This window comes from Pseudoalteromonas sp. NEC-BIFX-2020_002 (assembly GCF_013002825.1).
GTDB lineage: Bacteria > Pseudomonadota > Gammaproteobacteria > Enterobacterales > Alteromonadaceae > Pseudoalteromonas > Pseudoalteromonas neustonica.
This window is the reverse complement of the sequence record NZ_JABEPJ010000041.1, coordinates 1-1770: the sequence shown is the minus strand read 5'-3', so window position 1 is coordinate 1770 and position 1770 is coordinate 1. Positions and strand designations below refer to the sequence as shown.

Annotated in this window: 3 protein-coding genes; all 3 read left to right on the top strand. The window is 43.7% G+C overall.

What is annotated here, in order from left to right:
• The first annotated feature begins 21 nt into the window (after nucleotides 1–21).
• The gene (gene tnpA, locus HJP15_RS21555; RefSeq protein WP_170174629.1) at nucleotides 22–321 is read left to right on the top strand and encodes an IS66 family insertion sequence element accessory protein TnpA; all 300 of its coding nucleotides are present in this window, start codon (nucleotides 22–24) and stop codon (nucleotides 319–321) included.
• 2 nt (nucleotides 322–323) lie between these two features.
• Nucleotides 324–665, top strand: coding sequence for an IS66 family insertion sequence element accessory protein TnpB (gene tnpB, locus HJP15_RS21550; RefSeq protein WP_170174627.1), 342 nt, complete (start codon nucleotides 324–326; stop codon nucleotides 663–665).
• 95 nt (nucleotides 666–760) lie between these two features.
• A partial coding sequence (gene tnpC, locus HJP15_RS21545; protein ID WP_170174626.1) for an IS66 family transposase occupies nucleotides 761–1770 on the top strand: 1010 nt, incomplete at its 3' end.

Genomic DNA, 1770 nt, shown 5'->3' with positions numbered 1-1770 from the left:
AATTTCAATTAGGAGATAGCCATGAGAAAAACACGTAGCCTTGAGCAGTGGCGTAACATTATCGAAGAACAACAAGCCAGCGATTTAACTATTACTGAGTTTTGCCAGCAACATGCCTTATCTAAAACAAGCTTTTATGCGGCACGAAGTAAGCTTAATACTGAATCCAGTCGTTTTGTTCAAGCAAAAGTCACTAAACACGTCGCCCCCACTGAACAGCAACAGCCGATCACGCTTGCTATCGGCAGCGTAAAAATTAGCTTCCCACCCACAATGCCTGTCGCTTATTTGAGTCAATTGTTGCGTGAGCTTGCCTTATGAAAATGTTTGTTGAACCCGCGCGTATTTACTTGCATCGTGACGCCGTGGATTTTCGAAAGTCCATTGATGGTCTGGTCGCACTCGTTGAAAGCGAGCTTGAACGTGACGCTTACACTGGCGCATTATTTTTGTTCTGCAATAAATCGAAAGATAAACTCAAGCTGGTTTACTGGGATAAAACGGGGTTTGCTTTGTGGTACAAGCGCTTAGAAAAACAAAAGTTCAAATGGCCAAGCAAAGTCAGTTTGCAAGAATTTGAACTCAGTCCTGGGCAATTGGATTGGTTGTTGTCGGGATATGATGTACTTGGTCATGAAGAATTGCAGTATCAATCGATGATCTAATCGATCATATTGACAGTAAATGATCGTTGCCACACCGTCTGCTTTATCTTTGCGTCAAACAAGAAAACAACGTCAAATTCTGTTAAATTGCGAACATGAAAATTGATGCACACTTACTTCCTGACGACCTAGAACAACTCAAGCGCATGGTGCTTGAGTTGCAACAAGTCGTTGCTGAAAAAGATGCGCAAATTCACGAATTACTGCAAGCTTATAACGCGAAGCTTGCCAAAGAGTACGCGAAGAAATCTGAAAAGATGCCCGGTGCTGGAGAGCTCTTCAATGAAGCAGAAGACATTCTTGATGAACATGATAAAGCGCTATTGGCCACATCGCCCTTAGTAAAGAAAGAAAAAGCCAAACCGAAACGCCGGCCACTGCCAGCACAGTTACCACGAGTCGAGGTGGTTGTTGACCTTGATGAGGATGAAAAAGTGTGTGATTGCTGTCAAAGCCCACTTCACAAAATGGGTGAAAGCAGCAGTGAAACACTCGAATTTGTGCCAGCGCATATCAAGGTTATCAAAACTATTCGCCCTAAATATACGTGCCGTCACTGTGAGCGTGAAGGGATTGAAAGTGTAGTGAAAACGGCAAAAATGCCCGCAACACCTATTCCAAAAAGTATCGCCACGCCCAGTTTACTGAGCCAAATAATCATGTGTAAATACCAGTTTGGCTTGCCGCTTTATCGCCAAGAAACGTTATTTTCTGATATCGGTATTGAGTTGAGCAGGCAAACCATGTCGAGCTGGATGTTACGCTGTGCTGAATTGTTGTCACCGCTCTATCAGCGGTTAAAAGAAATCTTGTTATCTCAAGCAGTTATTCATGGCGATGAAACCTCGTTAAACGTTATTAACGCAGAGAAAGCGACCAGCTATATGTGGCTGTACTGTTGTGGCGATGATAAGCCGGGTAAAGGCACTAATATTGTCTTGTTTGATTATCATAATAGTCGCGCGGCCCACTGTGTGGTTGATTTTCTTGACGGTTATCAAGGCTACATGCACGTTGACGGCTACAAAGCATACGAGCAAACGAAGGCAACACTGGTTGCATGTCTAGCCCATATACGCCGTAAGTTCATCGAGGCCAAAGGTAA

Coding starts and splice junctions, on each gene's coding strand:
- tnpB (WP_170174627.1), top strand. CDS start 324: ATGTTTGTTGAACCCGCGCGTATTTACTTGCATCGTGACGCCGTGGAT.
- tnpA (WP_170174629.1), top strand. CDS start 22: ATGAGAAAAACACGTAGCCTTGAGCAGTGGCGTAACATTATCGAAGAA.